General features: G+C 69.2%; 15 protein-coding genes. 9 read left to right on the forward strand and 6 right to left on the reverse strand.

Going from position 1 to position 25224, the window contains the following annotated elements; translation table 11 throughout:
* The first annotated feature begins 10 nt into the window (after positions 1–10).
* Complete coding sequence (locus ABIA33_RS02380) at positions 11–1924, forward strand: DUF2264 domain-containing protein (protein ID WP_370076352.1); 1914 nt, start codon at positions 11–13, stop codon at positions 1922–1924.
* A 192-nt stretch (positions 1925–2116) separates the two neighbouring features.
* Positions 2117–2275, forward strand: coding sequence for a hypothetical protein (locus ABIA33_RS02385; protein WP_370076354.1), 159 nt, complete (start codon positions 2117–2119; stop codon positions 2273–2275).
* Between the two features lie 23 nt (positions 2276–2298).
* Here the strand turns inward: ABIA33_RS02385 and ABIA33_RS02390 are convergent, their stop codons facing one another.
* Positions 2299–4383 carry an ATP-binding protein gene (locus tag ABIA33_RS02390; protein ID WP_370076356.1) on the reverse strand — a complete coding sequence of 695 codons (2085 nt, stop codon included), beginning with the start codon at positions 4381–4383 and terminating at the stop codon, positions 2299–2301.
* Positions 4384–4584: 201 nt separating this feature from the next.
* Here ABIA33_RS02390 and ABIA33_RS02395 point away from each other — a divergent pair, with 201 nt between their 5' ends.
* The gene (locus tag ABIA33_RS02395) at positions 4585–5907 is read left to right on the forward strand and encodes an NAD(P)/FAD-dependent oxidoreductase (RefSeq protein ID WP_370076358.1); all 1323 of its coding nucleotides are present in this window, start codon (positions 4585–4587) and stop codon (positions 5905–5907) included.
* Positions 5908–6151: 244 nt separating this feature from the next.
* Here the strand turns inward: ABIA33_RS02395 and mgrA are convergent, their stop codons facing one another.
* A complete protein-coding gene (gene mgrA / locus ABIA33_RS02400; RefSeq protein ID WP_370076360.1) occupies positions 6152–7180 on the reverse strand; it encodes an L-glyceraldehyde 3-phosphate reductase in 1029 nt (342 codons plus the stop codon).
* 399 nt (positions 7181–7579) lie between these two features.
* Here mgrA and ABIA33_RS02405 point away from each other — a divergent pair, with 399 nt between their 5' ends.
* Together ABIA33_RS02405 and ABIA33_RS02410 are read left to right on the forward strand one after the other, a co-directional pair.
* Positions 7580–7732 carry a hypothetical protein gene (locus ABIA33_RS02405; RefSeq protein ID WP_370076362.1) on the forward strand — a complete coding sequence of 51 codons (153 nt, stop codon included), beginning with the start codon at positions 7580–7582 and terminating at the stop codon, positions 7730–7732.
* A gap of 97 nt (positions 7733–7829) precedes the next feature.
* A complete protein-coding gene (locus ABIA33_RS02410) occupies positions 7830–10043 on the forward strand; it encodes a beta-galactosidase (RefSeq protein ID WP_370076364.1) in 2214 nt (737 codons plus the stop codon).
* A 378-nt stretch (positions 10044–10421) separates the two neighbouring features.
* On the opposite strand, the gene ABIA33_RS02415 is transcribed toward ABIA33_RS02410, so the two are convergent.
* Positions 10422–10823, reverse strand: coding sequence for a hypothetical protein (locus ABIA33_RS02415; RefSeq protein ID WP_370076366.1), 402 nt, complete (start codon positions 10821–10823; stop codon positions 10422–10424).
* A 586-nt stretch (positions 10824–11409) separates the two neighbouring features.
* Here ABIA33_RS02415 and ABIA33_RS02420 point away from each other — a divergent pair.
* On the forward strand, positions 11410–13284 hold the full coding sequence (locus tag ABIA33_RS02420) for a hypothetical protein (RefSeq protein WP_370076368.1): 1875 nt from the start codon (positions 11410–11412) through the stop codon (positions 13282–13284).
* A 648-nt stretch (positions 13285–13932) separates the two neighbouring features.
* Here the strand turns inward: ABIA33_RS02420 and ABIA33_RS02425 are convergent.
* Positions 13933–15435 carry a hypothetical protein gene (locus ABIA33_RS02425; RefSeq protein ID WP_370076370.1) on the reverse strand — a complete coding sequence of 501 codons (1503 nt, stop codon included), beginning with the start codon at positions 15433–15435 and terminating at the stop codon, positions 13933–13935.
* A gap of 662 nt (positions 15436–16097) precedes the next feature.
* Between ABIA33_RS02425 and ABIA33_RS02430 the strand changes: the two genes are divergently transcribed.
* Positions 16098–17357, forward strand: coding sequence for a hypothetical protein (locus tag ABIA33_RS02430; RefSeq protein ID WP_370076372.1), 1260 nt, complete (start codon positions 16098–16100; stop codon positions 17355–17357).
* Positions 17358–17628: 271 nt separating this feature from the next.
* Here the strand turns inward: ABIA33_RS02430 and ABIA33_RS02435 are convergent, their stop codons facing one another.
* Together ABIA33_RS02435 and ABIA33_RS02440 are read right to left on the reverse strand one after the other, a co-directional pair.
* Complete coding sequence (locus ABIA33_RS02435) at positions 17629–18378, reverse strand: hypothetical protein (protein ID WP_370076374.1); 750 nt, start codon at positions 18376–18378, stop codon at positions 17629–17631.
* Between the two features lie 135 nt (positions 18379–18513).
* Complete coding sequence (locus ABIA33_RS02440; protein WP_370076376.1) at positions 18514–21288, reverse strand: SpoIIE family protein phosphatase; 2775 nt, start codon at positions 21286–21288, stop codon at positions 18514–18516.
* Between the two features lie 350 nt (positions 21289–21638).
* Between ABIA33_RS02440 and ABIA33_RS02445 the strand changes: the two genes are divergently transcribed.
* Both ABIA33_RS02445 and ABIA33_RS02450 read left to right on the forward strand, forming a co-directional pair.
* On the forward strand, positions 21639–23762 hold the full coding sequence (locus ABIA33_RS02445) for a glycoside hydrolase family 27 protein (RefSeq protein ID WP_370076378.1): 2124 nt from the start codon (positions 21639–21641) through the stop codon (positions 23760–23762).
* A 162-nt stretch (positions 23763–23924) separates the two neighbouring features.
* Positions 23925–25223 (forward strand): ABC transporter substrate-binding protein, encoded by a 1299-nt coding sequence (locus ABIA33_RS02450; protein WP_370076380.1) that lies wholly within the window; start codon positions 23925–23927, stop codon positions 25221–25223.
* Position 25224 lies beyond the last annotated feature (1 nt).

Below are 25224 nucleotides of genomic sequence, written 5' to 3' on the forward strand. Positions count from 1 at the left end.
GGAGTCCTCCATGACGAATATGCGACTTCCGCCCGAAGACCGTGAGCTGTCCCCTCATACCGGTTGGACTCGGGCGCATTGGGAGGCGGTGGCCGAGCACTGGCTGCTGACCGCCCGCCGGTACGCATCACCCGACGGCGGTCTGATCACCCCACCCGGCAGGCCGTCGGCGGCGGGCATCCGCAGCGACGGCATCGAGGGGTTCGCCCGCAGCTTCCTGATCGCCGCGCCGCTGCTGGCCGGTCGCGCCGAGGACCCGCACGACCACGCCGGCTGGTACGCGCGCGGTCTCGCCGCCGCGATGGCGCCCGACGGTCCCGACCGCTGGGGCCGCGCCATCGGAGTCGACGAGATCAAGCAGTGGAACGGCACCCCGCAGCCCATCGTCGAGGCCGCCAACCTCGCCTTCGGCCTCGCCGTCTGCCGCGAGCAGGTCTGGGACCGGCTGGACGACGAGGTGCGCGACCAGACCGCCGACTGGCTGGCCCACCACGCCGCCAAGAACGGCTCGGACAACAACTGGCTGTTGTTCACCGCCGTCATCGAGGCGTTCCTGAACTCGGGCGGCTATGACGTGCCCGGCGGACACGCGCAGGCCGACGTGGATCGGGTGGAATCCTGGTACCTCGGTGACGGCTGGTACAACGACGGGCCGATCAGCGCGGCGACGGGGCACGGCAACCGGGTCGACCACTACAACTCCTGGGTGATCCAGACCTTCCTGTGGCAGTGGTATCTGCTCACTGCGCAACCGGCCGCCCGGCGGGAACGGTTCCTGGGCCGCCTGGGCGAGTTCGCCGACTCCTACGCGACGCTGTTCGCCGCCGACGGCTCGCCGCTGCATCAGGGCCGATCGTTGACCTACCGGCACGCCGTGCTGGGCGGGTTGTGGGCTGCGGGGTTGGCCGGTGTCGGCGGCGAGGCCGCGGGCGCGACGCGCCGGCTGGCCAGCGGAGTCCTGCGACACTTCACCGCGCTGGGCGTGGGCGTCGAGGGAGCGCCCTCGCTCGGCAGGGGAGCCGGGGAGTTCCTGCCCATGTGCCAGGTCTACAGCGGCCCCGGCTCTCCGTACTTCGCGGGCATGGGCTTCCTCGGCCTGGCCGCTCCCGCCGACCATCCGCTGTGGACCGAGCCGGAGCAGCCACAGCCCGCCGAGCGCGCGGACTCCGTCCGGACCCTGCACGGCGTGGGCTGGGTGATCCAGTCCGGACACGGGGTGGTGCACATGGCCAACCACGCCAGCGACCACATCGACGACCCGGCCCGGGGGAGCGGCGACCCGCACTACGCCTCCGTCGGCTACTCCACCCACACCGCACCGGGCGTCGGTGACGCGTGGACCGCGGCCGTGGACGGCCGACTGGCGCTGGTCGACGAATGGGGACGGGCCACCCAGCGGGCCGGGCTGCGCGGGACCGTCACTGGCGAGGGCTGGGCCGCTTCCTGGTACCGGCCCCGTGTCGGAACCGCGGACGTGCCCGGTGCCCGCGTCGTCGCACTCTCGATCCTGCATCAGGGCATTGAACTGCGTGCCCACCTGGTCACCGCTCCGGCGGGGTGGACGGTGCGCGAGGGTTCCTTCGCCCTCGCGGGTTCGGAGGAGCCGGCCGCTGATCGGACGTCGGTGCGCTCCGGCGATCTGAGCGTCGATCTCTTCCCCCAGCACGGCTGGACCGGGCATGGCGTCGCGCGGTATCGGGACGGCAACGCGTTCGGCGAGCACAGCGCGGTTCCGTACCTCACCGCCGCCGTGGTGCCGGGCGTGCCGACGCTGTTCGTCTCTTCGCACCGCCTGAGCCGCACGGCGGCCGTCCCCGCCCCCGGGCCCTCGACGGTCGAGGTGAACGGCGACCGCCTGACCGTCGCCTGGGACGACGGTCGACGCGACGACTTCGTTCTCGGGGAGCTGTTCGATGAAGAATGAACCCAGCGCACCGGCGAAGCGGGTGATGGCCGTCGATATCGGGGGGCACCAAGTTCGCCGCCGCGATCGTCGACGAGCACGGCCGCAGGTGTCGGAATCGCCTCGGCCGGACCGATCGACACTGCCGCCGGCAGTGTCAGCCCGGTCAACATCCCGGCCTGGCGCGCCTTCCCGGTCCGGAATGGTGGCGCGGTGGCCACGGCACTCTGCGATCTGGACTGCGTGGTGACCGGTGGCGGAGTGGCAGCGGCCGGGGAACTGCTGCTGGGACCGCTGCGGACGGCGGTGGCCGACCGGGCCCGGCTCGACTTCACCCGCCGCCTGCGGACACCCGTTGTTCCAACGGGGTGAGTCCCGCGAGAGCAGGGTCCCGATCATTCTGTTGCCGCGCCTGTTCGATTGGTCGCTCCGTACAGTTCCTGGTGCCACAGCACCTCGCACACGTGCTCCACGGCCCGGGTCAGGTGCCTGCGGTACGTGCTGAAAGGACGGTCAAGCCGTTCCGCGGCCGCCTCCTGGGTGGGCACGTCCTGGAAGAACGTCACCGCCGCGACGCGGTGCAGGTGAGCCGAGCGGGCGTCCTGCGCCAGCGTGTCCACCGCCGCCACAAGCAGGTCTCGCAGCACCTGGACCGCATCGGCGCCGTGATGATCGACCACGAGCCTGCTGGCGACGAGTGGACTCGCCGCGAGCACATCGTCCCTTGACCACGACCGCAGGACGTCGCGGACGGCGGCGTCGAACTCCTCCCGTGACAGCACGGTCAGTTCGGGTTCCGGCGCGGGGGGACTCGCCTGCGCGCCGAAGAGCTCCTGCGGGACCCGCCGGTCCAGCCAGGCGTCGACCGGAACGGCCCGCCAGTCGTGCGTGAACAGCGTGTAGGGCCTGCCCCCGACGACGGGAGCCTGGTCGATGGGCCGCTGCTCGAGGTAGTCCATCTGCGGCTTCCAGAACTTCTCGTCGGCGATCACCATGTAGGACCAGGCGAGCCGCTGCGCGCGCAGCCACTCGGACAGGATGCGCATCGCGATGAGATCGCTGACCGGTGACGGACGCTGGTACACGGCCGGGTACACCATGAACCTGGCCAGGGCCAGGTACTCGCCGGATCGCACCGGCGCCGCTGACCGGCTGTGCGCCCAGGCGGCCGCGACCACCGGGTCGATCGCGACCTCGTCCTCCGCCAGCGAGTCCAGGCGCAGCCACGCCATGAAGCCGACCGGTTCGCCCGACGCGGGCCGCCGGTAGACGACGAAGGCGTCGGGTTGGCGGCCCGCCCAGAACTCCACGATGCCGGCCGACTCCTCGCCCTCGGCCTCGGCCGCCAGCGCGCGCACGGCGCAGGTGTCCGCGCCGGAGAGCGGAGTCTCCACCACCTCACCCTCGCCTCGCCACGTCACGAAGTCCGGCATCACTCCGCCGTGCCGGTGCAGGAAACTCAGTGCTCGAAGCGCCCGCGTGGCCATCGGGCCACGAGCGGTGCGTGCGCGGTCGAGAAGATGGTCGCGGATTCCCCGGTGCATGGCTTCATAGCCCAGGGGATCACGCCACCGCAGGTCCGCGTCGAGCGCGTCGCGGACCACGTCGTGCGGAAAGAGGCCGGCGGGCCCTGATTCGATGAACGGCAGTCCGCGCAGCCAGGCGAACAGTTCCACGGGATCCGCATCCGCTTCCGCGGCCAGGACGGCCGCCAGCAACTCCTGTGTTGTCGTGTAGGCGTGCGCGCACACTTCCAGCGCATGCCGGTGGGCCGCTGACGGCACCGCGCCGACCAACTCGGACAGCAGGGTCTCGATGACGTCCTGGCCTGGCGCCCACGGCAGTCTCGCGGTGACGTCTGCGGCGGCCACTTCCGCGGCGAGCGACAGTGCCAGCGGATGGCCTCCGGCGAAGGCCAGCACGGCTTCCCGGAGCGCGATGGGTACGCCGCGCCGATCCAGCAACTCAGTTGCGTCGTCTGGGGGCAGGTTGCGCAGGGAAACCGTACGGAGGACCTCGGTGCCGCCGAGTTCGCCCCGCCATTCCGGACCGGGCGCCAGCCGGCTCGCCACGACCACTACGGTGCTGTCCGGGAGTTGCGGAAGGAACTCGCGCCGGAACCAGACCTCGACCGGCTGGCACCGCTCGAACGTGTCGACGAGCAGTACGGCCCCCGGGGTGTCGAGCGCTTCGGCCGCTTCGGCCGCGAACGCCTCGGATGACGGGTCGACCGTGCGACCGTCGACCAGCACCACACATCGCCCCGCATTCCGGGCGTCGTCCGCGAATCGGGAAAGCAGCGCCGATTTGCCGATTCCGCCCGGACCGTGGACGAAAAGCACCGAGAACGCGTCGACGTCGGAGGCGATGGCCGACCGGAACAGGGCCCGCTCGGCGATCCGGCCGACGAAGGCACGCTCACGGGCCGACCGAAGGCGTTCCCCCAGGCGGTGGCCGTCCTGGCTGGTATTCCTCTCCATGCCGTCCCACGGTAGGGCTTTTGAGGGCCGTGCGCCCAACGGGATGCCATGACCTGCACGTTCATCCGATCCCGTGGTCCCGGACATCGGATACTCACCGCTGTGTCCGCGCTGGCCGGCCTGCCGGGTGACCGGACCGGACCGCGGATGACCAGTGAATGACCTGGGAAGTGAGCACCTCGTCCGGGCACCATCGCGCCCATGACGAATAGGACACGGGCGGTCGTCGTCGGCGCGAGCATGGCGGGTCTCTTCGCGGCTGCCGCGCTTGCTGACAGCTTCGACGAGGTGACCGTGATCGAACGGGACGTCCTGGTAGGGCCGGTCGACAGGCGCGGCGTGCCCCAGGGAAAGCACCTGCACGGCCTGCAGGCAGGAGGTCTGCGCTCGCTCAGCGATCTGTTTCCCGGCTTCGAGGACGATCTGGCGAACGCCGGCGCCGTCCGGACGGACGTGCAGTCCGACATCCACTGGTACCTCGACGGCTGCCTGGTGAAGCCGGAACCTTCGGGCCTCATCGGATACGCGTCGAGTCGGCGGTTGCTGGAGCACATCGTCCGAACGCGGGTGCGGGCACTCCCGCGGGTACACATCCGTGACGGCTGGGACGTTCTCGACCTGACCACGACCGCCGACCGACGGACGGTCACCGGCGTGCGGCTCTCCCGACGAGCCGACGGCGCCGCGGCCACCGAAGTCCGCGCGGACCTGGTGGTGGATGCGTCCGGTCGGGCGTCGCGGAGCCCTCAGTGGGTCACCGAACTGGGCTTCGCGGCCCCGGAGGTGACTCGCGTCCAGGTCGACATCACCTATGTGACCCGCCAGTACCGCCGCGAACAGCACCACCTCGACGGCCGGGTCGGTACATCCGTCGGTGTCTTCCCCGGCTCGCTCCACGGTGGGACCCTGCTCGCGATGGAGGACAACACCTTCATGTTCACGGCCGGCGCCGTCTACGGACAGGAACCGCCGATGAACGACGCGGACCTGCCCGCATACGTGGAGGGTTTCGCCTCGCGTGACTTCGCGGACTTCCTCAAAACCGCCGAGCAGATCACCGAGCCCGTCAGAACTCGTTTCCCCGCCAGCATCCGGGCCCACTACGAGCATCTGGCCGACTTCCCGGAGGGATACCTCGTCGTCGGCGACGCGGTGTGCAGCTTCAATCCCGTGTACGGGCAGGGAATGTCGGTCGCCGCGGCCGAGGCCGTGCTGTTGCGCGACCTGCTCAGGGCAGACCGCGCGCGACTCGCGGAGCGGTTCTTCGCCGGCGCGACCGAGATCATCGACATTCCCTGGGCGATCACCGTGAACGCCGATCTGCGATTCCCGGAGGCCGGCGCGCCGCCGACCGAGGAGGCCAAGCAGTTCAACGCCTACCTACGGCACGTCTACCAGGCCGCATCCACGGACGCCGATGTCGGCGCCGCGCTGTTGCGGGTGATCCAACTGGTCGACGCACCGGACCGACTCCTCGAACCAACCTTGGTGGAACGAGTCATGCGTGCTCTGCCCGGCACCTGACACCCGTGCCGTCGTGGACACGCCAGCTCACGAGCGATCCGCGCGTGGTCCACACGCTGCCAGGCCGCAGCAGCGTGCTTCTCGGCCTCCCGCATTCTGCCTCCAGCCAGGACTCAAGCCCGTGCCTCACGACACTCCAGCAAATCGATCACCGACACCACCACGCACCTCCCTGCCTGGTCCGGACGCAGACCGCCGCCGACTGGTCTTGACCAGTCGGCGGCGGTCTCAAGGTGTGGCGGGCTCAGCCCCAGATGTTGAACTTGCCCTCGGCCACCGTGTACTTGTCGATCTCGGCCAGCTCCTCCGCCGACAGCGGAGCCCCGTGCACCGCCTCCAGATTCTCCACGAGCTGCGCCACCGAGGAGGCGCCGATCAGCGCGGAAGTCAATCTCGGATCGCGCAACAGCCAGGTCAGCGCGAGCTGGGCCAGCGACTGTCCGCGGCGGCGTGCGATCTCGTTGAGCGCGCGCAGCCGGGCCAGATTGTCCTCGGTGAGCAAACCCGGCTTGAGCGACTTGCCGGCCGCCGCCCGCGAGTCGGCGGGCATGCCATTCAGGTAACGGTCAGTCAGCAGACCCTGGGCCAGCGGAGTGAAGCCGATGCAGCCGGCGCCCGCCTCCTCCAGGGTGTCCAGCAGGCCGTCCTCCTCGATCCAGCGGTCCACCATCGAGTAGGAGGGCTGGTGGATCAGCAGCGGTGCGCCCATCTCGCGCAGCAGCCGCGCCGCCTCCCGGGTCTGCGAGGCGGTGTAGGAGGAGATGCCGACGTACAGCGCCTTGCCCTGCCGCACCGCGGAGGCCAGCGCGCCCATGGTCTCCTCCAGCGGGGTCTCCGGGTCCGGGGTGTGCGAGTAGTAGATGTCGACGTAGTCCAGGCCCATCCGCGTCAGCGACTGGTCCAGGCTGGCCAGCATGTACTTGCGCGAGCCTCTCTCGCCGTACGGGCCCGGCCACATGGGGTGCCCGGCCTTGGTCGAGATCACCAGCTCGTCACGGTACGGACGGAAGTCCTGGGCGAAGTGGCGGCCGAAGTTGGCCTCCGCGGCGCCGCCCGGTGGGCCGTAGTTGTTGGCCAGGTCGAAGTGCGTCACCCCGTGGTCGAAGGCCCCGCGCAAGATCGCCCGCTGGGTCTCGAAGGGCTTGTCGTCACCGAAGTTGTGCCACAGGCCGAGCGAGATCGCGGGCAGCTTGAGACCGCTCCGCCCGCTCCTGCGGTACTCCATGGTGCCGTCATAACGCGTCTCGGCTGCTCGGTACGGGGCAGGGGTCATCGCCGCGGTTCGCCTTCCGCTCGTCAACTGGGTGTAGGGCGAGCTTAGCCGACGGGGACTTCTAAAAAATACCCTCGAGAATTCGGCAAGCTACTTTTTTGACAAATGGAGACCGAAATGATGGCAATCGTAAGCGAGGGGGTGGCATGTGCCCAGGTTGAATGGGTGGCCCTTTCTCTGCTGCCTGGAAAACGTCAACCCCAATTGTGTCCATGCCCGCGCCCGCGCCAGCCCAGGCTGACCACCCGCCGGCAGCAGCACCGCGCCGAGCTGTTCAACGTCAGCCGGGTCCCCGTCTCCCGCGTCCTCGTACGAGCTCATCGACTCCAGCGCCGTGACCAGGCGGTCCCTGGTCGTTTGCGGCTGGCGGCACGTTCCTTAACGGAACCTCAAGTTCAGATGATGCGCCCACTGGCGATCAGCCCGCTGCGACTGGCCGGCTGGGACACCATCGCGCAGGCCACCAGGAACATGGCCGCCCACCGCACCGACGCCCTGGGCCTTGCGGGTCCATTACTGAAGAAAGCACGAAGTATGCCCGCGAGCGGGTGAGTGTGCTAGAACATGCAAAGCAATTCCTCGCCTGCCCATCAGGTCGGCGCATGCACTATTGCAGCGCCCTACGGTCTGCCATGAGAGACGGAACGCGATGATATTCAATAAAAGGGCGAAACGGGCCCACGCGCAGCAGCCCGCGCCGGGCCAGGCGCGGTCCTCGGGCGGGCGCCGGGCGCGCAAGTATCCGATCCCGATTCCGGCTGCGGTCATCGCGGCCCTCGCCGTGGTCGGCGCCCTGATCACGGCCCCCTTCCTTACGGCGGGCGCCGCGACGCAGGCAGCGGCGTCCACCCCGATGTGGTCCACCCAGCTCAAGTGGGACAACAACGGCGCCGCCTGGTCGCAGGCCAGCTTCGCCGCGCTCAAGGCACGCGGCCTGACCACCGCCGCGATCGACATGCCGTGGAACACCGTCGAACCGGCGATCGGGAAGTTCAACTTCACGGAACTCGACCAGGAGATGACCAACGCCGCCGCCGCAGGCATCCGCCTGGTGCCCATCTTCTGGTATTCCGGGTGGGGAGGCAGCCCCGCGTCCTGGGCCACCAGCCACGAGGTCACCAACACCGGCGCGCAGAGCGCCACCCCCGCCTGGTGGGACCCCACCGACGAGCCGGCCTACCTCACCTATGTCACCGACACCGTCAAGCACGTAGCGGGTTCGGCGGGATACGGCGGCAGCATCCTGGACTACGGACGACTGGACTCGTTCTGGGACAGCACCGTCAGCGGCAACGTCGACGGCTGGGCGCAGGCCGACATCAACGAGTTCCACAACGTCTACCTGCCGCGGACCTACAGCAGCATCAGCGCGTTCAACACCGCGCACAAGACCTCGTACACCTCGTTCTCACAGGTGCCGGCGGCCAGGCCGGGCCAGGCCCTGGCGAGCGTCTACCAGCTGTTCCGCCTGTGGAGCGTGCAGCAGGTCTACGGGCAGTTGGCCGCCGACGTGCGCGCGGTCACCGCCAGCACGCCGCTCTACTACTACTTCGGCGGTCACGTGGGCAACTTCGCGAACTACGAGAACGTACCTGAGGTGCTGTTCGCCCTCGCCAAGCAGTACAACGTCACCATCATCCAGGACTGTTCGGGATCCTCGGGCATCGACCTCCTCTTCGGCAGCCTCGGCCATGCCTACGGGGTCAACGTCGCCACGGAGTGGACCGCGCCGACCGACAGTACGCAACTGGCGGCGCAGGGCGTGCAGTGGATCGACAACTACGGGATGATGCTGCCCCAAGGCGGCGGCACCGACTTCTTCATCCACGACGGCACACAGAAGGACACGGTCGTCTACCCGATCTACACCAACTGGCTGCCCAACCTCAAGAGCCTGTCGGGGTCCTACCCGCAGCAGCCGGTCGCCGTCTACCTGGACGACTCCCTGGCCTTCGGCAACACCGCCGGAGGCGGCCTGGGCGCGCCGGAGGACAACATCGCCGCCGCATGGCACCAGTACCAGGGCGGCTTCAGCGTGGTCACCAGTGAGGAGGTGAACACCGGGATCGTCAAGCTCTCGCAGTACCAGGCGGTCCTGCCGATCAACGGCGTGGACGCGAACCTGACCGCGTACAAGAACGCCGGCGGCAGCCTGCTGACGGCCGTCTCGCAGCTCTCCCAGCACGCCCCCGCCTACGCGACCCTGGCCAACAGCGGCATCGTGCAGATCGTCCCAGTCGTCTCCGCCGCAAAGACGAGCGCGCAGCTCACCATCGCCAACATCAACTCCAGCACCGGTTACGACAACGCGATCACCATCGACCCGGTCGGACTGGGCCTCGCTGCTGGCAACTACCACCTGGTCAACGCCGGCGGCACCGTGATTCCGCAGAAGGCCGTCGCCGGCGGCATCTGCGCCGCGGCCAGCCTCACGGCTGCCTCGCTGACCAAGTGGTCGGTCGTGGCCGGAGCCGTACCGTCGGGCACCGCCGCGCCCGCCAGTTGCGGCGGCACGGCCCCGGCCTGCGGCACGTTGACCGCGAACCAGCAGCTGAACTCCGGCCACTCGCTCGTCTCCTGCAACGGCGGCTACAGCCTCGACCTGCAGGGCGACGGCAACCTCGTGCTGTACCGGAGCGGCACCGCGCTCTGGTCGTCGGGTACCGCCGGCGCGGTGGCGAGCCTGGCGATCATGCAGGGAGACGGCAACTTCGTCGCCTACAACAGCGCCGGCACGTCCGTGTGGTCCAGCAAGACCAGCGGCAACAGCGGCGCCTACCTCCAGGTGCAGAACGACGGCAACGTCGTGATCTACAGTGCGACCGGGACCGCGCTGTGGTCCACCGGCACTGCCGGGAAGTAGTACATCCGCTCAACCAGTGGTGGCCCGAATCCTCGCGGGGCCGGGCCACCACTCAACCCTGGAAGCCATCGCTACCCCTGACTCTGGTGGCGAAGTCCGCTGAGGGTGGCGTGGGACGTGCCGATCGGTTCGGGAATCGCTTGTCAACGGTTGGCTGCGGATGTGCCGTGGCACTCGATTCGCACTCCGGGGGCCGCGCGAGCGATCTCCTCACAGAACTCAGCGAAGCCGGGCCCGGCCATGACCAGCAGCGGTTGGCCGCTCCCAACTCGAAGGCCACGGTCTTCGAACCGAGTGTCCTGCGGTGGACGCGGGTCACCTCGCCGAGTGGGACGACACCGCCGCGTAGTTCAGCCCGCCAGAGCAGGATGCCCTCGGTCAGGTCCAGCCGGTAGGCCACACGCCACAGGCATACTCCCGCAGCACCTCGGTCCCCTGCACGCCCACTCCCGCAGCCTGGTCAGCAGCTCCGCCACCCGCGAACAGACCCTGGAGGACCAGCGCGGCATGGCCGGGACCATGGCGGCCGTGGTCCAGGACCGGCGCAGGGCCCTGGGGAACGACCTGACCAGTGCCCTGATCGCGGTCGCCGAGGCCGACGGTGACCACCTCCGAGGCCGAGCTGGTCGGCACCATGACGATGCTGTTGGTGGCCGGCCACGGCACGACCCTCAACCTGCTCGGCAACGCCGTCTGCGCGCTGTCGGCCAACCCGGACCAGCGGACGCTGGCGCTTTCCGGAGCGGTGCCGTGGACCGCCGTCCCCTCCTTCGTCAGCAACGGCGTCGTCGCGCTGCCGGTCCGGTTGCGGGAGAACAGGCCGGCGATCAGACCGGAGGTTGGGTGCCACCTTGGTGCTCACGGGTCCTTTTCGGACGCGTTTCGGGGGGCCTGCGGATCCGGGCGAAGCGACCTGTAACGACCTCGTAAGGAGTCCCTGAGCGTCTGCGGGAGCAGGGACCGACGGGCCTCTGCCGGGAGTTCGGAGGCATGTGCACGGGCCGGTCCCACCAGGGGGTTCAGTGCTGTGGAGACTGCAGCCGCGTCGCCTGGGGCGGTAGTGAGGGCTGATCGCACGGCGGACTTTCATCCGATTACAGGCGAAATATCCGGCGCTAGAACACCGGACTCCGGTTCTGCAACTATCGGCCACCAGAGCGGCGCCACCCGTAAGGAGAGGAACTGCCGTCCCCGAGTGCGGACCGCGAATGCAGCAGGACACGGCAGTCGGATAGGAGTTGGTTCGATGAACGGCCACCGATCACTACACAGGCGCTCGCAATCCCTACGCATGGAGCCCCCGCGCACACGCCGGTCACGGCAACAGCGAAGCAAACAACGTAAGAGGCGCTCCTTGTGGGCGGTCTTGACGGTGGTGCTTACCGTGGTGGCCGGCGGGTTGGCCACGGCCCTCGCGGCGAACAACGCCGCGCAGGCGGCGCCCAACCCGAACTGCTCGCTGATCGTTCCGGCCAATCCGTTGACGGCACAGGGCCTTGCCACGCCCTTTCAGCTGACCGCGACGAGCGCGGCCGGCGGCCCGTGCAACGAGGCCAACGCCAACCAGTCCGCGTTCGTCGAGGCGGCGATCCTCACCAACAACGGTCAGTTGACGCTCTACGACCCTTTGGTGATCGACCAGGGCACCCAGCCCGCTGCAGCCACCGTCACCCCGCAGGTGCCCGCCGGATCCACCGTGGGCATCTGGTTCGGCTTCAACGGCACCAACCTCACCCTGCAGTCGGCCAACGGCTCGACCGCCCTCCAGCAGGGCAACTGCATCAACGGTGCCCAAGGCTCCATATTCGGCCAGTTCTCCTACTGCAATGCGCCGTCGTTCTTCCAGACGGCCAATCAGGAGATCCAGGCGAACATGCTGCAGGTCCCGGCCACCGGAACGGCCAAGGACGGGCAGGCCTGCCCAACCGTGCGTGACTTCTCCGTGGTCGACCAGGACCAGAGCGACAACGTGGTGACCCACTACGTCGCAACGGGCAACGGCACGATCGCGCAGAACAACGCCGCCAGCAAGGCCGCCCTGCAGAACCAGAACCTCGTCGACCTGGCGAACGGCAGTGACAACCTGCTGCTCACCCAGTTCATCGACCCGGCCCTGGGCTGCACGCCATGGACGCGCCCCGACCAGTCGAGCGACGGCGCGGCGTCCGCGGCACTTCCGCTGGACGAGCTCTCGGCCGCGGCCAACCAGCAGGCGCCGATCGCCATGGTGCCGCTGAACGACCCGATGGTCCTCAACAACAACAACCAGGACCCGAACAAGGCCAACCTCTACCGCCAGGGCGTGGACCAGGCCGCGATCGGCGGTGCCGACGCCGGCAGCGGTACCACGTACTGCCAGAACTTCTTCGGCTCCCCGAACGGCATCCAGCGAGTCTTCAAGGATCAGGCGATCTTCCAGAACGCCCCCTCGGTGGACGCGGCGATGGCGACCAACCTCTTCACCTTCCTGGCCATGCGGGCGAATCAGAGCTTCACCAACCTGGGTTGCGGCGGCCTGCTCAACGTGGCCAACCCGATCACGCTGACCATGAACGGCAACGGCGTCGTCACCGCGGCGACCTTCACCCCGCTCGGCCAGACACCGACCGCAGCCGCCACCTGCACGCTGGCCGCAGCCGCCACCACGCCGGCCGCAGCGGCGGGCGCCGCCACCACACCGGCGGCAGTTGGTACCGCGACGTCGGCGGCAGCGGCGGGTGCCGCCACCACGCCGGCCGCAGCGGCGGGCGCCGCCACCACACCTGCGGCAGTTGGTACCGCGGCGACGTCGGCGGCAGCGGCGGGTGCCGCTACCACGTCTGCGGCAGTTGGTGGCGCCCCGTCAGCAGCGGGCGCTGCCACGGCGTCGGCGGGGATTGGTACCGCGACGTCGGCGGCAGCGGCGGGCGCCGCCACCACGTCTGCGGCAGCGGCGGGTGCCGCTACCACGTCTGCGGCAGTTGGTGGCGCCCCGTCAGCAGCGGGTGCTGCCACGGCGTCGGCGGGGATTGGTACCGCGACGTCGGCGGCAGCGGCGGGCGCCGCCACCACGTCTGCGGCAGTTGGTACCGGCGCGTCGGCAGCCGGTGCCGCCACCGCGTCGGCAACCAGCACCTGCACCGCTGCCGCCTCCGCCCCAGCAGCCGGCAACAGCGGCGGTGCGACCACCCAGGCAACCTCCATGCCGACCGCCACCTTCGGCGGTGGTCGCGGGATGAAGCACCATCACCACCACATGTGATCCAACCCGTCCTCACCGCATGAACGGTGCCGCAGGCTCGATGAGCTTGCGGCACCGTTGCGTGGTCTCAGCCCAATGAGAGTCAGCCCGGGCACGGTCGCTCGCCTCCAGCGCCACGAGCAGTTGGTCCGACGGCTTCCAGAGGAGCGCTGCCGTCGTCAACAACGCTCCGGCTGTGTCCACTTCGACGGCGCTCGGAGGACAGGGACGACCGCAGTGCCGATGTCACCGCGACGTCATTCCCGATCCAGCTCAGTTTCGTGCCCAGACCTCCACCGCGCTGCAACTGCACGTACCAGAGAAGGCGTCCGGTCAGCGGTTGTGCTGCGCGGTGCGAACGGCTTCGGCTGCAAATGCCAGTACGTATACAGCTTCAAAGCTTTGACCAAATTTTAGATCAGCCTTGCATCCGACGATCAAGGCGTGGGATGTCAATTCGGTGCGGATTCTGTTGAACGAGGCATGATGGAACTGAGCGTCCTACGTTATTTCCCACTCATATGGAGGTGAATTATCAGTGCGCACTGTTCTGCCGCGCACCTGCCTTCCCCGACCGCCGGCTCGTGACAAAGGCACCGGGTCCCTCGAGCGTCTGCTCGAGGGACCCGGTGCCTTGTCCTGTGCTGCTACTTACCACTGATCAGTAGGTCACCAGTGGGAGCCGGCGTTGTTGGTGGCGGAGGAGGTGGGCCAGGGTGTGGTGGTCGGCGCCCCGCCCGTCATCAGCGAAGGTGTCGGTGAAGCGGACATACCCGGTGTGGACGTCGGCGAGGAGGACGAGCCCGAGAAGCTGACCCGCAGACGGGCCAGGAAGAGGTGCGTGGTGGTCGGCCAGCTGCCGCCGCGGTGGTAGAAGGCCGGGGTCTGCTGGACGAACGCCCAGGCCAAGTCCCCGTTGCCGAGCACCACGATGTTGCCGGAGACATGGATCGTCAGGACGAGATCCGCCGTCAGGAACCTCCCCTGGGAGTCGATCAGCCGGAAGTGCGTGCCCGTGTACTGCCCGTTGCGGTACGAGTCCCAGGTGACCAGCATTGCGCTCTGGCCGTAGGGCGCGATGTGGACGTTGAGGTGCTGGGTGGACTGATCGCTGGTCATGAAGACCGAGTTCGCCTTCTTCCAGTGGCTGCCGCTGAGGAAGACGATGACGACCTGGTTGGTCTTCCAGCGCGGGCTCACGCTCCAGGTGAGGTTGTTCTTCTTGTACGTGACGGGGCCGCGCGCGGAGAGGGCGACCACCTGGTTGCCGTTGGCGGTCCTCATCTGGTCGACGTTGCTGCTCTTCGAGGACCCGGAGCTGCCGTCGTCGTAGCAGGTCGCGTAGGACGAGCTGGAGCCCGAGGAGAGGGAGCGTCCGACGTCGCCCCGGCAGCCCCATTCCCAGCCCCCCGAGAGGATGCGCCCGGAACCGCTGACCGGGACCATCTTGTCGCCCCACTGCCCGGCGTTGGAGCCGCTGGTGCCGTGCACGGTGAAGTACGTCGTGTACTGGCTGCCGTTCCAGGCGAGTTGGCCGTTGAGCGCCGGTGAGGTGTCGTGGCTGGAGGAACCGGTCAGCCTGACGAAGAAGACCACGTGGTTGTTGGCGACCCGGATCAATGCTGTGGCGGTCTCGCCGTACCTGTTGTGATCGGCGACGCGGGTGAGCAGGGTGAAGCCGTTGTTGAAGGCGACCAGGCCGCCGATCTCCCAGGCGCCGTTGATCACCACGTCCGGGCCACGCCGCTGCAGGTCCCGGTTGACGGGCGTGACGTGGATCGAGTTGGACGCCTGCCAGGCCACCTCAAGGGTGCCGTTGGGCGCGACCGCGGTGACGGTACGCGTCCAGGTCGGGATGCCGTTGGTGGACGGGGACAGGTAGCTGAAGGCAGAGCCGAGTTTGACCGTCGTGACGGAGATGTTCGTCGTGAGGGCGCTGCTGTTCATCATGTTGGGCGCGGTGATGGCCGCGGAGGCCGGGGCAAGGGTTGCCCCGTTGGTCGGACCCGACGTGTTGGACATGGTCCCGTTGACCGGAGTCGACTGCGGCGTGACATCCGCGAAGGCCAGCCCGCCAGCCGCGGCGACTGCCAGCGCCAGCGGGATACCGATCACGAGTCGGCGCTTGCGCCGCGCCGCACGATCCCTGACTTTGATTCGCATCCCGGGCATTTCTGCTCCTTTTCGCTTGGGCGAGATACAGACTGCCCTGCCGCAAGCCTGAGAGTCCGCCCCGGGAGCCTTGCGTAAGACAGTGGTAATGGAGCCCCTTCCGCGTCAGGAAAACCCGCGCCCTGGGCTTTTGCCCTCGCAAATGAGTGCATTTCTCTCGGCGAGCGATTGGTCGCTCGAATCCCCGGCGTGCACGTTCGGGTGGGGAGGATCTCAGCGAGCCTGTAGGGCTCATATATTCATCGCAGCAGCTCAAGCGGCATAACGGTACTCGTTGATGCGGTACTCGTTGATCGCTCCTCCGAGAACGCCGGTGTGCAGCAGTCGGCGGTTCTGGACGTTGATGGCGGCAAGAGGCCCCCTGCACGAGGGCGCAGCGGCGAACCGCCCGCCCAGCGGTTCACCCGCATGCGCGGCATGGCGCCAAGCTCACGGCGGGTAGATCACCGGACGGGCATACCAGTGGGCCGGGTGAGCGCACGCCGGGCAACGGCACTCAGCCTCCTACGGTCTCTCGCGGCACCCGCCGGACCGTTGGCGTGCTTCGCTAGCATCACGGCCAGATCACGATTCGGGGGCCCTGCACGACCGCATCACGAGTCGGAGGCCGTACGATGACTGCCCGTAACAACCGCACCGCCCGTGCGTCATCCATACCGTTAGTGCTGCTCCTGGTAGTGGTCGGCGCCGCGGTGACCATCGGTGCCACGTCCTTCCGCGCGCTCACCGGCACCGCAGCCCCCTCCTCGGGCGTTGCGTTCACCGGTACGGCGGGGCGATTGATGGCGTTCCTCGACTACTTCGCCGGCGTCTTCACCCTGCTGTCGCTGACCGCGGCCGTGGTCTGCGGGCTCGCCGCGACCGACCGGCTGGTGCTGACGATTCGTCAGCGGGTCGCGATGCAGACCGCACACCGGGCCACATCCGTGGCGGCGCTCGGATTCCTGGTCACGCACATAGCCGTCAAGGTCGCCGAGCAGCACGCCGGCCCGCTCGCCGTGGTGTTCCCCTTCGGCGGCGGCACGAGCTTCGCCCTGGGACTGGGCACGATCGCCTCGGACCTGCTGGTGCTGACGGCGGCGACCGGTGCGGTACGCGGACGATTCGTGAGCAGCCCCCGCCCCCGGCTGTGGCGGCTGCTGCACAGCGGCGCGTACGTCTGCTGGCCGATCGCCGTGGTCCACGGACTGACGGACGGACGGAAAGCGGCGCCCTACGTGCTGTGGGGCTACGGACTGTGCGCCGCCCTGATCGCGCTGGCGCTGCTGGTCCGCCTGCTCACCGCGGCCGGACGCAGTTCCGCCCAGCGGCGGACCGAACAGGGACTCCAGGCATACGAACCCCCGCCGGCATCGACAGCAGGCCTCGCCGAACAGGAGCCGATCCCCCTCGCCACCTCCGCGGAGCTCGCAGTGGAGCCCGGCGCAGGTGCGACGATCAGCGCGGCACCCAATGTCGAACCCACCGTGGCGATCCCGTACGCGGCGTTCGCGCAAACCTCCGCAGTGCCCATCGGGGTGCGCCCTGCTCCGCAGTACGCGCAACCGTATGAGGCTGAGTCCGGCCCGCAGTTCCAACCGCAGTACCAACCGCAGTACCAACCGCAGTACATGCCTGAACCTGTGGCACAGTACGTCCCCCAGTACCAGCCGCCATATGTGCCGTCGCCGTGGGTGGGCGAGAGCCAGGGCCGGCCACATCCTGCGCTGGTGGAGACGCCACCCAACGGTTTCGCCGTCCCCGGCGAGCTGTTCGCCACGCCGTACCCACCCGCACCGCTACCCTTCTCGGCTCCGGAACCACTCGACGGCACAGCCGACTGGGGTGCCCTCACCTGGGATTCCCCTCCGCAGGGCACCCCGATGCAGGCCATGCCCGCTCCCAACTACCCTGACTACACCTACTACCCGTCCGCGCCGTAGATCCTGGGCTCGAATACGACCTGCGGAGCGCGGCCCAGCGGTGGTGCGACCAACTCCCAGGTCTCGCGGGTGCGCCGGGCGGCGGAGCGCAGCACCAGGTCCGGTACGAAGCCTGCGGCGTGCAGCCAACGCGCCGACCCGCGGCGCGTCCCGCCGCCCGCGCGCGGCCAGCGGCCGTTGCGCGTCCGCGACCTTCGGCCAGGCGGATTCGGCGTGCCGCGGCACGATCTGCTGGGCCGGTGCAGAACTGGGTAGGTGGGGAGACGCGGCGTTATCCCTGCCCGATTTCGCGGGCCAGCTCCAGGCCCAGGAACCGGTCGGCATAGGCGAAGGTCTCGAACTTGGCACCGTCCGGGACGCCGGGGTCTGCCCCGACTCCTCGCAGCACGGCCAGCAGAGCGACTGTTCCCAGATCCTCCGCGAGCGCGGCGCGAAGCCGCCCGTGGATTTCGGCGGGGACCGGACGGGACGGCGCCAGCGCCCACACGGCCGTCCGCCGGCGCCAGTCGCGTAGCGTGCGCTCGGCATCGGCCAGTTCGGAGGCCGTCAGCCGGACCGGCTCTTGGTAGGGAGTTGACAGCAGTGCAAGGCGGAACGCCAGCGGCTCCGTCTCACGGCCGTCTTCCTCGTGCAGCACGGGCAGGGGTACGGACTCCTCCCGCACCGGTCCGACCTCCACCCACAGCCCTGACTCGGCGTCGCGGCGCGCGCCACCGAACACATGCACCTGCGCTACCGCTCCGGGGTCGGCCTCGGGAGGATGGATTCCGAGCACCGTCACGGCCCGGTCCAGGGTCTTGATCTGCTCGGGCGGCAGTTCCGGGATGGCCGCGGAGTGCAGTACCTGCACTCCCTCGGCCTCAAAGGCGCGCACCAACACATCCCCGACCAGCAGTACGCGCAGGTCGGTCGCCGCGACCGTCCCGCCGTCGCAGGTCAGGTGGACGCATGACCGCAGCAGGCTGCCGCGCGCGGGCCGCAGCTCCCGGCGCTGGTGGGTTCGCCCATCGGCGAGGCGCATCACCCCGCAGACGCTACCCGCGCCATCCCGTGCCGACACCTTGACAGGCCCGCGCACGCCGCGTCGGCTCCACTGCGAACACCCCGACAGCTGCCGCACCGCGCTCCCCTCGGGTTCGCAGTGGTGTCGGCGACGTCACGGCAAGGGCTGCTCGGCCCAGATCACCTTGCCGTCGGCGGTGTACCGGGTTCCCCAGCGCTCCGAGAGCTGGGCGACCAGGAAGAGTCCGCGCCCGCCCTCGTCGGTGGGGGCCGCGTATCGCAGGTGCGGGGAGGTGCTGCTGCCGTCGGAGACCTCGCAGATGAGGCCGCGGTCACGCAGCAGGCGCACCCGGATTGGCCCGGTCGCGTAGCGAATCGCGTTCGTGGTCAGCTCGCTGATGATCAGTTCGGTGGTGAAGGCCAGTTCGTCCAGTCCCCAGTCGGTCAACTGCTCGGCCACGTCCGCCCGGACCCGGGCGACGGCCGCCGGGTCGGCCGGGAGCTCCCAGGCCGCGACCTGGTCGGCCGGCAGCGCCCGGGTCCGGGCCACCAGCAGGGCGACATCGTCGGTGGGGTTGGTGGGGAGCACCGCGTCGAGCACCGCCTGGCAGGTCTCCTCCGGGCTGCGGTGGGGCTGAGCCAGCGCGGTGCGCAGCCGGTCGAGGCCGACGTCGATGTCCTGGGTGCGGTCCTCGACCAGGCCATCGGTGTAGAGCACCAGCCGGCTGCCCTCGGGTAGTTCCAGCTCCACCGTCTCGAAGGGCAGGCCGACCAGGCCGAGCGGAGGCCCGGCGGGCAGGTCGACGAATTCGACCGAGCCGTCGGGGCGCACCAGCGCGGGCGGCAGGTGCCCGGCCCGGGCCATGCTGCAGCGCCGCGAGACGGGGTCGTAGATCGCGTAGAGGCAGGTCGCGCCCGTGATGGAGGTCTCGCCGTCCGTGGCGGCGCGGTCCTGGTCGATCTGGTTGACCAGGACGTCGAGATGGCCGAGCAGCTCGTCCGGCGGCAGGTCCAGGGTGGAGAAGTTGTGCACGGCTGTGCGCAGGCGGCCCATGGTGGCCGCGGCGTGCAGGCCGTGGCCGACCACGTCGCCTACGACCAGCGCGACCCGGGCGCCGGGCAGGGGGATCACGTCGAACCAGTCGCCGCCGACGCCGGCGTGGGCGGGCAGGTAGCGGTAGGCCACGTCCAGGGCGCTCTGCTCGGGCAGGCCGCCGGGCAGCAGACTGTGCTGCAGGGTGACCGCCATTCGGTGCTCACGAGTGAAGCGGCGGGCGTTGTCGATACACACCGCGGCGCGTGCCCCGAGTTCCTCGGCGACCGACAGGTCGTCCGTGTCGAACGGCTCGGGTTTCTCGGAGCGGTAGAAGTGCGCTACGCCGAGCAGCATGCCGCGGGCCAGCAGCGGCACGGTGATCAACGAGTGGATGCCCTGCCCCACGATCCGCTCGGCTCGTGCCGGGTCGGTCAGCAGCCAGTTGGACGCCGGGTTGGACAGGTCTGCCTCGAGGACCGAGTGCCCTTCGAGGGCTTCGGCCTGCGGCGTGCCGGACGCCAAGGGGATCGACGTTCCGACCGGGTAGAACGGCGTGTCCAGCCGGGCACCGTGGAGCGCGGCGCGGCGTAGGTTCACCACCCGGCCCGGGACGGGTTCGTCGCCGTGCAGCAGCTGTTCCGCCAGATCGACGCTGGCGAAGTCGGCGAATCTCGGGACGACCGCCTCGGTCAGCTCCTCGGCGGTGCGGGTGATGTCAAGCGTGGTGCCGATGGCGGCGCTGGCCTCGTAGAGCAGCTTGAGGCGCTTGCGGGCCTGGTCGGCCTTGCCGGACAGGGCGCGCAGTTCGGTGGAGTCGCGCAGCGTCGCGACGACGCCGGGCGGGCCGCCGTTGCGGTCGGTGGTCCGGATGTTGACCGCGATCAGTCGGTCGCCGGCGCTGACCACCTCGTCGGTGACGGCCCGTCCGGAGGTCAGCAGGTCGGTCAGCCACTGGTCCAGGCCCAGGTCGGCGACGAGCCGGTTGTCCCACTCGCCGAGGGGCAGGTCGAGCAGTCGGCAGGCCTCGTCGTTGGCGAGCAGCACCCGGCTGTCGTCCCCGATGATGAGCACGCCTTCGCGGACCGCGTGCAGCACCGCGTCATGGTGCTCGTACATCCGGGTCATCTCGGCCGGGCCGAGGCCGTGGGTCTGGCGTCTCAGGCGTCGCACGACCAGCCACGTCCCGGCGGTGGCGAGCCCCAGAGCGAGGGCGCCCGCCCCGAGGACGACCGGCAGCCGATGCTGGGAGGTGCTGCTGATCTTCTTGAGTGTGATGCCCGCGGAGACAGCGCCGATCACCCTGTGGCGACTGTCGAAGACCGGCACGATCGCCTGCACCAGGGGCCCGATGGTGCCCTTGATGGTCTCGGTGACCGTCTGCCCGGCCAGCGCAGGGCCGATGTCGCCGACGAACTTCTTGCCGATCCGGTTGGGGATGGGGTGGGTGTAACGGATCCCGTGGTCGTCGGTGACCACGACGAAGTCGACCCCGGTCGCCAGGCGGGTGGCCTCGGCGCGCGGCTGGAGGAGCGCGGTCGGGTGCGCCGACTCCATCGCGGCGACGATCCCGGGCGAGTTGGCGAAGGTCTGGGCCACCGCGAGCGAGCGGTTGCCGGCCTCCACCGTGGTGTCGTGCCGGGCCTGGACGAAGACCTCGATGCCCGCGGCCACCACCAGCACCAGGATGATCACGACCTGCAGGACGAACACCTGCCCGGCGACGCTGCGCATGCCAAGGATCGCCCGGCGGCGTCGCTCCGGCGGAAGTCTCCGGTCCGGGCGCCCGTCGCTCTCCTGATCCCGCCCGGGGCGCGGGCGGGCCGGGTCCCTCGGGTTTCCACCGGTGGAACCGGGTCCCGCAGGGGCCCGGGAGCGGCCCCAGAACCGGCCCATACGCCTATGTAACACTGCTCGCATCCGGGAGGCCAACGGGCCGGTAGGTCGAGGCCCGGTGACGGGAAGCGCCGGGTCGGCCCCGAGGGCCGGGTCGGAGACGGTCATCACAACAGCATCCCAGCCATCGCGGGCAGCCATGAACCCCACTGCTCACCGGATGCGATGACTTTCCGAGCGGTGGAGAGCGCCCCGGGGTCGGAGTCGAGACGTCTGCCCTCGGAAGTTTAAGTTAATTAGCAATAAATATTGACAGCTTGGGCGGTCCAGTCACAGTCTTCGCCGTGACGCCGCCGCCGACCTTCGGTGTGGATGCGGCGTCGAGAGACCTCAACTCACGGGAGGCATACGTGACTTCAAATCGTGCTGGGACGACACGAGGGCGGCGGGCAGCGGCACTGCTCGGTGCTGCTGTGCTGGTGGCTCTGGGAGTGCCGCAGGCTCACGCCGCGGACGACCAGGGTGCGCCGCAGTTCTACAACAGCGGTCTGGCTCCGACCCCGTACATGGGTTGGAACACCTACTACGGTCTGGGAGCGCCAACTGAGGCCCAGGTCAGGGGAGTTGCCGACTACCTGGTAAGCAGCGGACTACGCGACAGCGGCTACGACATCGTGTGGCTGGACGGCGGCTGGCAGGCCGACACGCCACGGGACCCGGTCACTGGGCAGTTGGTGGCCAACCCGACCCGGTTCCCGTCCGGGATCCCGGCGCTGGTGAACTACCTGCACCAGCGCGGCCTGCGGGCGGGGATCTACACCGACGCCGGCGTGTACGACGGGAAGGACTGCGGGCTTGGCAGTGGTGGCCACTACGCCCAGGATGCCGAGCAGTTCGCTGACTGGAAGATCGACGCGGTCAAGGTGGACTTCCTCTGCGGGATCGCCGAGAAGCTGGACCCGGGGGCTGCGTTCAAGCAGTTCAGCGCCGCGGTCGCCAAGTCCGGGCGCCCCATGCTGCTGAACCTGTGCAATCCGTTGACCGACGACTGGGGGCTGCCGCACACTCCGGCGCAGGACGCCCACAACGCCTACGTCTACGGACCGACCACGGCCGACTCGTGGCGTACCGGGACCGACATCGCCTGGGGTACCCCGACAGCGGGCGAGTGGCCGAACATACTGCGCAACATGGACGCCAACGCCTGGCACCCCGAAGCGCAGGGGCCGGGACACTACAACGACCCGGACTACCTCATTCCCATGCGCCAGCTGGCGGGTGGCGGTTTGGAGCTGTCCGAGGAGGAGTCCACCACCCAGTTCGTGATGTGGGCGGAGATGGCCTCACCGTTGATACTCGGAAGCGATCCGCGGACGCTGCCGCAGTCGATGCTCGACACACTGCGCAACCCCGAAATCGTCGCGGTGGACCAGGACCCGCTCGACATCCAGGGCGTGCGGGTTGCCACCGACTCGGTCGGCGACGTTTACAGCAAGGTCCTCCAGGGCTCGGGCCAGCGCGCGGTGGTCCTGCTCAACCGCTCCGACCAGCCCCAACAGCGCACCATCCGCTTCGCGGACGCGGGTCTGACCGGGAAGGTAGCAGTGCGGGACCTGCGGGCCCGCGCCGACCGCGGAGGGTTCACCGACTCCTACACGGTGGAGGTGCCCGCGCACGGCACCGCATTCCTGCGCCTCAGCGGTACGGACACGGCTACCGGAACCGAACTGCCCGGTCAGTCGACGGCCAGCCCCGCCCTGGTCGCCGACGGCACCACGTTCACCGTCTTCACACGCAGCAAGAACGGCTCTCTACTGGCGCGGACCGGACAGCACGGCGCCTGGTCCGCGGCTCGGGACCTGGGCGGTCCGACCGGCGGCCGGTTCCTGGGTCAGCCCGCCGCCTACGGTTCGGCGGCCGGACGGATTGACCTGTTCGTTCGGGGTACCGACAACCGGGCCTACCGGCGCGTGCTCACCGGTGGCCACTGGGGCGGCTGGGAGGACCTGGGAGGCTCGTTGACCGACGCGCCGACCGTGGCGTTCTCCGGGGCCGACCAGTGGACACTGTTCGCCCGCGGCGCCGACGGCAGCGTGTGGTCGCGCGGACCCCAGCGGGCCTGGACGTCGCTCGGCGCCCCTGTGGACCAGTCGATCTACGGGCGGCCCTCGGCCGTCGTCGACAGTGCGGGCAACCTTCACATGGCTGTGCGTACGCCGGACGACTCGGTGTGGTGGCGCCTGCGTGACACCTCCGGCTCCTGGTCGGACTGGACCTCGCTGGGCGGCACGATCAGCGGCAGCCCCACCCTGGTCGCCTCCGCGGACACGGTGCACCTGTATGCCCGGGCCGGCGACTACACGCTCTGGCAGCGCAGCTACACCGCCGTCGGCGGGTGGCAGGGCTGGACTCCGCACGCCGGGTTCGCCAGCAACGCGTTCTCCGGGGCGCTGGGTGCGGTCTCAGGGCCGGGCGGCAGTGTGCTTGCCGCGTTCCGCGGCGTCGACGGCCGCGTCTTCCAGACCGCGCTGTGACCGGGCGAGCTCTCAGACCGCAGCACATCCTCTAGATAATAAATTAGGAATTAATCTTGACGGTCCGGTGGCCGTTGCGACAGGCTGTGCCTGCCGCCGCGGGACCGGGCCGCCAAGGGCCGCCGCCCCTCCGTTTCGCGGGCGCAACCAAGGAGATCGAAGATGACCCCCTTCTCTACCGACCGCCGCCACTTCCTCGCCGGCGTCGGCGCCGTGGGTGCCGGCGCTCTGCTCAGCGCATGCGTCACCCAGAGCTCGAGCAGCTCACCCACCAGCCAGTCCAGCAGCGGACCGGTCACCCTCCAGTCCAACCTCTCGTCCCCGCAGGCCAAGGCGGCCTTGGAGGCCGTCATCGCCGCATACGACAAGAAGGGCGGTTCCCGGGCGCAGCTCAACACCGTGGCGTCGGAGACGTTCCGCACTCAGCTGCCGACCTACCTCACCTCCGCCAACCCGCCGGACGCCTACACCTGGTACCCGGGCTCGGTCGCGGAGGCGTACGCCAAGCAGGGCCTGCTGCTGGATCTGAGCGACCTGTGGCAGGGGCCGGACCTGTCCCGGTACTCGAGCGCGATGCGAGACCTCTGCACCTCGGCCTCGACCGGCAAGCAGGACTTCGTTCCCACCGACTACTACTGGTGGGGCTTCTTCTACCGGAAGTCCAACTTCGCCAAGTGGGGCGTGCAGGAGCCGACGACCTGGAACGAGTTCCTGGCCCTGTGCCAGACCCTCAAGAGCAAGAGCGTCGCGCCGATCGGCCTCGGAGCAGGCGGTGGCACCGCCTGGGTCGCCTCCGCATGGTTCGACTACCTCAACATCCGTGTCAACGGCGCGACTTACCATCGCGAGCTGCTGGCCGGCAAGCACAGCTTCAACGACCCGCAGGTTCACAAGGTCTTCGACTACTGGGGACAGGCGCTGCCGTTCTTCGACCCCAACGGCACCGCGCTGGCGTTCCAGGACGCCACCACCTCGCTGCTGGAGGGCCGTACCGGCATGATGCTGATCGGCACGTTCTTCGCCGACGCCGCTCCCAAGGACGCGCTCGGCGACCTCGACTTCTTCCGCTTCCCCGTGATCGACCCGAAGGTTCCGCTGGCCGAGGAAGCGCCCGCTGACGGCTTCTTCGCCAGCTCCCGGAGCGCGCACGCCGCCGGGGTGAAGAGTCTTCTCGGTTACTTCGCAACCGCCGAGGCGCAGGAGTTGTACATCAAGAACTCCTCCGGCACCGTCCTGCCCACCCACCCCGATGCCAAGGACAACGGGACGCCCCTGGTGGTCAAGGGACGCAAGCTCATCGCCTCCGCGGCGCAGATCACCCAGTTCTTCAACCGGGACTCCAGCGACGCCCTGCAACCGACCGCCGATACCGCGCTCGTGCACTTCCTGTCCAAGCCCAAAGAGGTCAACACGATCCTCACCACGTGGCAGCGTGACGCACAGCAGATCTGGAGCAAGTGAC

The sequence above is a fragment of the Streptacidiphilus sp. MAP12-16 genome (assembly GCF_041262165.1).
Classification (GTDB): domain Bacteria; phylum Actinomycetota; class Actinomycetes; order Streptomycetales; family Streptomycetaceae; genus Streptacidiphilus.